We start from the raw sequence: 8,965 nt of genomic DNA on the forward strand, positions 1-8,965 counted from the left end.
AATTCAGGATTCATTTTAAATATTAAAAAAGGGGTCAGCATTTCTACTGACCCCAATTTATTATTTATATGCGATATTCATTACTCTTACTGACCAGAACCAGGGCCATATTTGATTTCAACACGACGGTTCTGCGGTTCACGCACACCATCTGCTGTATCCACCAGCGGCCTTGATTCACCATAGCCTTGGCTGGTGATAACGCCGTCCTGAATGCCATGGCCGACGAGATACATACGCACTGCCTGTGCGCGCCGTTCCGACAAAGCCTGATTATATGCATCAGGCCCGGACTTGTCGGTATGGCCCGCCAAGGTGATGACCGCATTGCCACAATTGGCATAATTGGCGGCAGCATTGTCGAGGATCGACGCTGCTTCGGCGGTGATATCGCTCTTATCGAAGTCGAAGAAGACGATATACGGGCCAGTCTGGCATTCCACTACAGCCGGTGCCGGAGGCGCTGGAGGCGCTGGCGGTGCTACTGAAACGGGCGGCGGTGGCGGCGGTGCGGCAGGGGTCGAACCACCAAGTGCAAAGGTCACGCTACCGTAGAAGGCGTGATCAGTTACATCGCTGTTGAACCGTCCCTGATAACCGAGACGTCCGGTCACCTTTTCAGACATTGCTGTTGCGAGGCTCAGCCCGGCAACAATCGAGTCACGCTTCGTTTCCGGCGAATACACGCGGAAGTCGCTGCCCGCCGGTGCATCGGCAAAGGAAGCATCGACCCCATACACGCGGCTGCCGAAGTCATGACGATAGGCGACCTTGGCTTCGGGGATGATCCCGCCAAAATTACCCGCCCATTTCACACCAGCCAGTATCGCCGTCTTGTTCTGGCTCTGGCTACCGAAGTTCAGGTTTGCTCCCGGAACGCCAGTTTCTGTGAAGCTCTTGAGTTTCACGTTCGTATAGTCAACCCCGACGAACGGCGTGAGCCAGGAGCCACCCATATCGAAGCGCGCACCGCCTTCACCATAGAATGACCAGATGTTGGCATCAGGCTTACCGCTGAGGATGCCGCTGGTCGTACCGATCGCAATAGTGCGACGGCTGTTGCCATTCATGACCGAATAGCTGCCGATACCGCGGACATAAAAGTCCCCGATATCATAGGCGGCAAGCAAACCGGCCTGCCAGCCGTCAGACTTGATCCGACCATTGTAACGGTCGAAATTCGTCTTGGCCTTGCGATAGCCACCAAAGCCGCCAACCGTGAAGTTGCCCATGGTGTAATCAAGGCCCAGCAACGCGAACCAGTTGTTCGATTTATACCCTGCGGCGTTGATGTCGCTATCAACCTTGGCATGGTTGTAGCCGCCAAGACCCCAAAGCCGCAGACCAGCATCTGGATTACGGCATTTTTCAACCCCGTCGATGCTGATGGCGCAATCAATCTGATCGGATACCAAGGTGTTGGTCTGGACGTTGAAGTTCCTCAAGCCCTGAACATAACCGGCATATTGCGCACCCGACAATTGATCCAGCGCACCCGGATAATTGGCTGCGCTCTGCTGGAACAGATTGCCCAGCAACGTCGAGAACGGCCCGGTCAGGCTGGGATTGTAGACATTTTCAATGCCATCGCCGACTGCCGTTTCATTGACAGTAAGGCCTGCAACATCACCGAAAGCAACGCGGGAGAGGTTGAGATCGACATTGTTGTCGGCATCATACACGGCGTTGACGGTCAGCAACGGCGTGCCTGTGCCGGTGACGACATTGGCAAACGTGCCAACCCGTGTGTCGGCGTCGATCACGTTATTATAGGTGTATGAGTTCGCATACAGGCCATTCTGGCTTGTTGGGCGCACTTCCAACGTACCGCCGAGATTTGCCGTGTTGGCAAACACCTGCGGATAGGAAAGCTCTGCTGTTGCCGCAGTCGAATTCGACGGCAATTGCAGCGCCAGCTTGCCGCCCGATGCGACCGTGAAGGTATCGACATTGACACTTGCAGGGCCATCATAGGACGTATTCGCATTTGGCTGATTAGCCAGATACAACGTACCACCGCTTACGATGTTCAGCGTGCCAATCTTCCCGCCAAGCGGATTGACGATACCGTCCAGCTTGGTCTCGCCACCCAACACGTTGATCGTGTCAGCCGCCGAGATCTCGACATTGCCATAGATCGAGCCATTGACGCCACCGAGTGCAGACAGGTTGATGACCGCAGGGTTCGGTGCAAGGCTGGTATCAATCGCCGTACCGCGCTGCCATGTTGCGCCGCCGTCCGTGCTCTGACGGGCGATGATCGTGCCACCCGTGTTATTGAGCGTGAAGACATCCGTCACCAGAGGTGCCACGACGCCCGTATCCGTCACCACGACACCCTTGGCAGTTGCCAGGCCATTGGTGGTCGATGCCGATACGCTGATGGTGCCGCTATTGGTCAAGGTCGTCGTGTTGACGCCCGAAACCATGTTGATACCGGTCGCGTTGGCAAGGTCAGACGTGCCACCCGCAGCATCAGCCACCACCAACAATGAGCCCGAATTCGTGACCGCGCCGGCCAGCAATTCGGAGACACCGTTGGAATAGAGACCCATGCCGATGGCGGTTGCCGATGCGTAGAAATCCGCATCTGCCTGCGCATTTACGGCCAGCGTGCCGCCATTGGTGACGGCCAGCGTTAACGGATCACCATAGACCGTGTAGCCCTTGGCAAAGGCATAAGCCGTTGCCGAGGTGCTACCCGCAGCATCCGCGACCGCATCGACGGTGAGCGTGCCGCTATTGTTGAAGGTCGCGAGGGCCGCAGTGCCATAGGCCTGCTGATACACGCCCGAAGCACTGGCCGAGGCATAACCATCCGACACCGCCGCAGCAATTGCGTTGGCATCGACATTAAGGTTGCCGGCGTTCGTGAACGAGACATCTGCCGCAGACCCTGCGCTAGCATATTGATCAACCCCATAGGCATAACCATAAGCCGTCGCCTGATCAGCCGCCGCATTGCCGCTACCGCTGACATTGATGACGCCGGTGGCGCTGTTGGTCAGCGCCGCCGCCGCATCCACACCATAAGCATTCTGATCGACGCCCGATGCATCACCGCTGGCATAGGCATATTCATCGCCGACCCCCGCTGCCGCTGCCCCGACGTTGATCGTGCCAGAGTTGTTCAAGTCCACTGTCGAGCCATTGGCATATTGATAAATGCCGGTCCCGACACTCGCATAAGCCGTTGCGCTATCATTGGTCCCGGTCAGCCCCGAAGTGGCATTGCCGGTTGCCAGAATGTTGATCGTGCCGGTGTTCGTCAGCAGCACCGCAGCATTGCCATTGGTCGAAGTGGCATTTTGAGAAATGCCGGTTTCGACCGATGCATCTGCATAAGCATCGGTTGCAGCACTGACCGCAGTGGCGTTCGCCTTGATGTTGAGCGTACCGTTATTGGTCAGCGTCGCCGATGCATCGCCATCATTCGCATAGGCATTTTGATACACACCTGTCGAAACAGAGGCATAAGCAGTCGCAGCGCTACCGGTTGCATTGGCAATGGCATTGGCGCCGATATCGATCACACCAGTCGATGTGTTGGTCAGCGCGACCGAAGCATTGCCACTAAGGTCAGTACCCGAGACATAGGCACCTGCATCCTGATAAATGGCGCTATTGTCGATATAGCCATAGGCACCGGCACCATAACCATTGGCTGTTGCCGCCGTCTTGAGGTTCATCGTACCGCTATTGGTCAGCGACACCGTCGCATCGCCGCCGCCATAAGCATAAGCGCTCTGCGACACAGCATCATAGAAGGACGCATAGGCATAAGCGTAATCATCCGCCGTTGCCGTTGCCGTTGTCTTTACGTTAAACGTGCCATTATTGACGAGCGAGACTCCGGCATTTCCGCCACCCTGAGCAACAGCCTCCTGCGAGACGCCATAATATGCATAAGCAGTTGCATTCGCATTGCTCGCCGTGCCAGCCGTATTCTGTGCTACCGCATTGGCATCCGCCGTGAAGTTGAAGCTACCGTTATTGGTGATTAAGGTCGACGCATCACCGTTGCGCGCATAGGCATTTTGATAAAGGCCTTCATACGCAGATGCAGATGCATCTGCGTTCGTGCTCGTGGCATTGGCGTCAGCATTAGCCGTGACGTTAATCACGCCGGTCGATGCGTTGGTCAAATCCACCGAGGCATTGCCGCTGGGATTCAGCCCCGAAAGATAGGCATCGGCATATTGGTAAATGCCATAATCGACGTCTGCCTCAGCACTGGCACCCGAGCCATTAGCCACGGCATCAGCGGCAAGCGTAAACGTGCCGCTATTCACGACCGTCGTTAAAGCATTACCGCCGCCATAAGCATCTGCACCCTGCGAAAGGCCCGTAGAGGCGGAGGCAGAGACCGAAGCATAACCATCGGCATTGGCCATGGCTGTCGCCGTGACATTGATCGTGCTGCTATTAGCGAAGTCGGCGCTCGCAGCACCGCCATTATAAGCCTGAGCATATTGATCAATCGCCGACTCCACGTCTGCGCTTGCAAAGGCATAAGTGCCTGCTGCCACTGCATCGGCACCGATATTGATCGTGCCGCTATTTGCCAGCGCAACGCTGGCATTACCGTCATTGGCATAGGCATCTTGATCAATGCCATTATCAACAGAGGCATAGGCATAGGCCTGGCTGGTACTGGCAAGAGCATCCGCCGCCGCTGCAATCGTCAGACTCGATGTGTTGGCGAGCGAGATAGACGCATCGCCAGTGCCATAGGCATTCGCAGATTGCGAAATGCCGGTATCAACCGATGCATCAGCATTGGCATAAACCAAGCCATCTGCCGTGGCAGTAGCTGTAATGCCGAGCGTGCCGGTGTTGGTCAGCGCCACCAAAGCAGAGGAGCCGTTATAGCCATAGGCATTCTGCGTTACACCGCTGACAGTTGCGTCAGCATTGGCAGCATTGCCGGTAGCGACAGCATCCGCATTCGCCGTAATGTTGATCGCGCCCGCATTGGTCACCGTCGCACTGGCCAGACCAGCCACACCGTCTGCCGTTGCAGATTGATAAATGCCCGAATCGTTATACGCATTCGCATATGCGCTGGAGCCAATTGCATTCGCATCGGCAGCCACTGTGATGGTACCGGTCGATGCGTTGTCGATCGTCAGGCTGCCAACATCCAAACCATAGGCGACCTGGCTGAGCGCGCTGTCAACCGAAGCATAAGCCGAGGCAAAGATATCGGCATTGGCGGTCGCGAGCGACGAGATCGTGATCGTGCTGTTATTGGTCAAATTGACCGCAGCAGTATCGCCAATGGCTTCTTGATAAATGCCCTCTGCCGATGCGTTGGCATCAGCATTACCCGTTAACGCATCAGCCTGCGCAATGGCGCTGATATTGATGGCGCCATCATTGACGATATCCGCCGTCGCATCGGAGCCATTGGCATATTGATAGACGCCTTGGGAGACGTTGGCGTCTGCACTCGCAGCACTGCCACTCGCCATCGCCTGCGCCGTAATGTCGATGAGACTGCTGGCCGCGTTGGTGATGGTTGCCGTCGCCAATGTCCCGGCATTCGCCGATTGATAGAGGCCATAATTCACGGTCGCGCTGGCATCGGCATTCGCACTGGCCGTCGCAGATGCGATCGCATCAACCGCCATCGTACCGTTGTTCAGGATATCGATCGTGGCGCTAGCGAGGCCACTGCCTTCTTGATAATAGCCCGTCGACACATAGGCATCAGCTGTTGCCGCGCCCGCCAAGTTCACCGCGCCCGCATTCGCGAGCACATCGACCGAGCCATTGTTGATCAGGCTAATGTCCGCATCGCCGAGACCGACGCCGACACCAGTGCCGCTACCATATTGGCTGACCTCGCCGGTCGGCACACTATTCACAGTCGACGCCTCAATAGCGCCCCCTGTGTTATCCTGACCGAATTCGAATACATCACCAATATTGCTGATCGTCAATGTCGTATTGACGTCAGCTTGCGTGGTCGACTGCCCTATACCTGGCCCTGCACCATATGATGGCAGAGCCATGCCAAGCGCGAGTGCAGAAACACTCACCGTCAGCATATGCCGTGAATTGCGAATCATCATAAAATCCCCTTGCTCTGTCGCGGGACGCGACAGGTATTAACCATGCTGGATCAGATACCGCCTAAGCTACACGTCGTTCTGCGACCGCAACCAGCTCGCCCCCCCCTGCAAGATTTAGGATAACTCCCAAGATCTTGGAGTTCGGCCCCGCCTTATATTTATTAAAAATAGCTAACCTAGGAATTTGCCGATGTCTATAATTTATGACGAAAATCTAGTTTTTTTTATTGATGTTGAAGATTGGCAACTGTTAAACAGATCGACATACATTTTAAGGATTGACCCAATGGCGGTATCGTTAAGTAATATCACTTAGGGGATGACCAACCCTGCCTTTGAGCGAATCGAGAATTCATTAGAATGAATCATATTTCATATTGATAAATATAAAATCACAATTTCATGACCGGTCACCTATCGGCAACGGCGCGGTCGCCAACACCGCCATCCGGCGTCACCACATCACATCGTCCGCCAACACTGGCGACAGAGACAATGAGACAGACCACCTATTCACCTTCAATAAACGGACCCCATTCCACACCTCATGCCAGCATCAATATATGTAAATATTAACATTTCATTAAAATTTTGATAGGCGTTTAATTATTTAATGCACCTTACTAACTATATATAATTAAATAACCACCTAAAATATTCGGAGAGTTCAATGAAAAGTGCATTATATATATCTTCAATCACTTCAGCTATTTTCATCTTGACGATCTCAACTGCGCAAGCAGTCGATAATCCACCCGCATCACCACTAAAAGCGACTGCCCGCACTGCGAAACAGCCAGCACCTTTGCAGCTTGCCGACCTCAAAAAACAACTCGACGCGAACTTCGCCGTGATGGATGGCAATCATGATGGCTCTATTTCGCCAGCTGAACTGGCAGCTGGCCGAACCGCCAATCTGGAACGTCAAAAAATCGCAGCCGAGAAACGTCGGAGCGAAGTATTTAATCGCTTGGATAGTAATAAGGACGGAACTCTGAGTCGCGCAGAATGGGAAGCTGGCAACATTGCTCCAAAGCCGCCCCTTATAGATGTCTCGAAGGCCTTTACTCGCCTTGACAGCAACAAGGACAGCAAACTTAGCCCACAGGAATTGCAAGCCCCTGCACTGCAGGATTTTGCCAAGAGGGACATTGATAAAAACGGGATTTTATCCGGGCAAGAACGCAGGCCCACCCCCCCCCAGAAATAAACCAGGTCCCAGATACTCCAATCAAGAGAGCAACCTCGTCGGTAGCCCAATATACAAACGCCTGTCGTTCGGCCGCATTAGCCCAGTGGCAGGCGCTTGCACATTGGCGCTCGAACTTTTTGAGTCAAGGACGCAAATCGTCGAAGGCGTAGTCTGATGCAAGAGAGTTTAACCATGACGAGATAGGCTGAGCCGAGCTTGTGGTCACGGGTTCCGATGCGACAATAATATTTGAGTTTGTTGAAGAAGCGTTTGACGAAGTTGCGCTGTTTGTAGTGATCTACCCCCCTTCTGAGTAGTTCAAAATATCTGTTATTTTGGACCATGAAGGAGACAAGGAATGCCATTCAAGAAACACAAGCCGGAAGAGATTATTGGCAAGCTGCGTGAGGCAGAAATCGCACTGGCGCAGGGTGCGTCGGTCGGAGAGGTATGCCGTCGGCTGTCAGTCAGCGAACAGATCTATTATCGCTGGCGCAAGGAATATGGGGGCCGGTCAATCCAGCAAGGGTGTGGCTGAACGGGTTGGATCCGCATTGCGTAATGAACTTGGGGCCAGTCGGCGCGCGACGAAAACCGTTATGGGATGGACTGGCGTTTGCGACCGGGCAGCCCGAATATGGATCAACGGTGGCGGCGGCCTTAGTGGCGTGCACCTGCTACAACTTGCGCGACAATCTGATGCGGCATGGCGGGTTATAATGGAGATGACGGATCGGGAAGAGGCCGCATTGGGATTCGACGTGCATGCCGTAGAGGTAGTACTCGTAAGAGCTCTTGGATCTATAGAGGCAATAAAACGACAATTATCTAAGTAATAATTACATTAAAATTTATGAATAATGAATTTACTCATCATAAATTCTAAAAATTTAATAAATAAATTTAATTAAACAATTAAGAAAAATATATAATAATTATTTATTATTATATATTAATAATATGTATTTTCCTGATAAAATATATGCATACGTTAGGATGTGTTATCATTCACGCTCCTCCCGATCATATCCATCAAGCCACAGCAACTGGTTTGTTAGCATGGTCAACAGCAGTGATTACAATGTCAAACTGATACTCGCAAGAAACTGCCTTCAGATCCGTCTCGGCGCTCCGGCTGGCCTGCGCTTGCCCTCGGGACGTTTGCGAGCGCGCGGCGAGATATCGCCCGAGAACTTCTGCTGGAACCAGTCGAGCGCCTGAGAGGTGCTGTCGACCTGATCGTCATGCCGTCGGTTGGGAAATCCCAGCAGCTCGTCGAGATAGACCGCCAGCCAGGGGGCTTCTCGCGGAAAAAGCACCTTGCCGGTCTCGAACATCACCGAGCGGGCCTGCATACGGGCAAGCTTGTCGATGGTCGGCCGGACCAGCCGCGGCCTGCAATAGCCGGAGCTGCGCCTCAGGTCCTGTGCGATGCCGCGACCAAGGTCGGCATCCTCGATCAGCGTGATGTCTGCTTTCACGTCGCGGTGCACCGCCTCGATCCGGTGCCGCAGGTCAGGTGCCTCCAGTCGCTCGCGAATGACGTCGAGCAGATGGATCTCACCGCCGGCCATGCCCCAGACTGTCCCGACCGACCAGTCCGCGTTCTCCGACAGGGTCGACGCGGTGTCCCAGCTGACCAGCACCGTGTCGAACTGCTCGGGCGGTGCCTCGTAATAGCGTAGCCATCCCCGGC

3 protein-coding genes and 1 pseudogene are annotated in these 8,965 nt (G+C 54.1%); 2 read left to right on the top strand and 2 right to left on the bottom strand.

The annotated features are described in order from the left end of the window. Positions 1-86: 86 nt before the first annotated feature. Entirely contained in the window at positions 87-6,077 is a 5,991-nt protein-coding gene (locus tag K6117_RS14590) for an autotransporter domain-containing protein (protein ID WP_221793773.1), read from the bottom strand. Between the two features lie 670 nt (positions 6,078-6,747). On the opposite strand from K6117_RS14590, the gene K6117_RS08020 reads away from it, so the two are divergent. Then, positions 6,748-7,287, top strand: coding sequence for an EF-hand domain-containing protein (locus tag K6117_RS08020; RefSeq protein ID WP_221793675.1), 540 nt, complete (start codon positions 6,748-6,750; stop codon positions 7,285-7,287). 340 nt (positions 7,288-7,627) lie between these two features. Next, positions 7,628-7,795: pseudogene (locus K6117_RS08025) on the top strand (transposase); the annotation flags it as partial. A gap of 586 nt (positions 7,796-8,381) precedes the next feature. Here the strand turns inward: K6117_RS08025 and terL are convergent. Then, a partial coding sequence (gene terL, locus K6117_RS08030) for a phage terminase large subunit (RefSeq protein ID WP_221793677.1) occupies positions 8,382-8,965 on the bottom strand: 584 nt, incomplete at its 5' end.

This window comes from Alteraquisediminimonas sediminicola (assembly GCF_019740335.1).
Lineage (GTDB): Bacteria > Pseudomonadota > Alphaproteobacteria > Sphingomonadales > Sphingomonadaceae > Alteraquisediminimonas > Alteraquisediminimonas sediminicola.

Bases quoted from the DNA above. Each gene is read 5' to 3' on its own strand.
- K6117_RS14590 (WP_221793773.1), bottom strand. From the start codon at position 6,077: ATGATGATTCGCAATTCACGGCATATGCTGACGGTGAGTGTTTCTGCA.
- K6117_RS08020 (WP_221793675.1), top strand. From the start codon at position 6,748: ATGAAAAGTGCATTATATATATCTTCAATCACTTCAGCTATTTTCATC.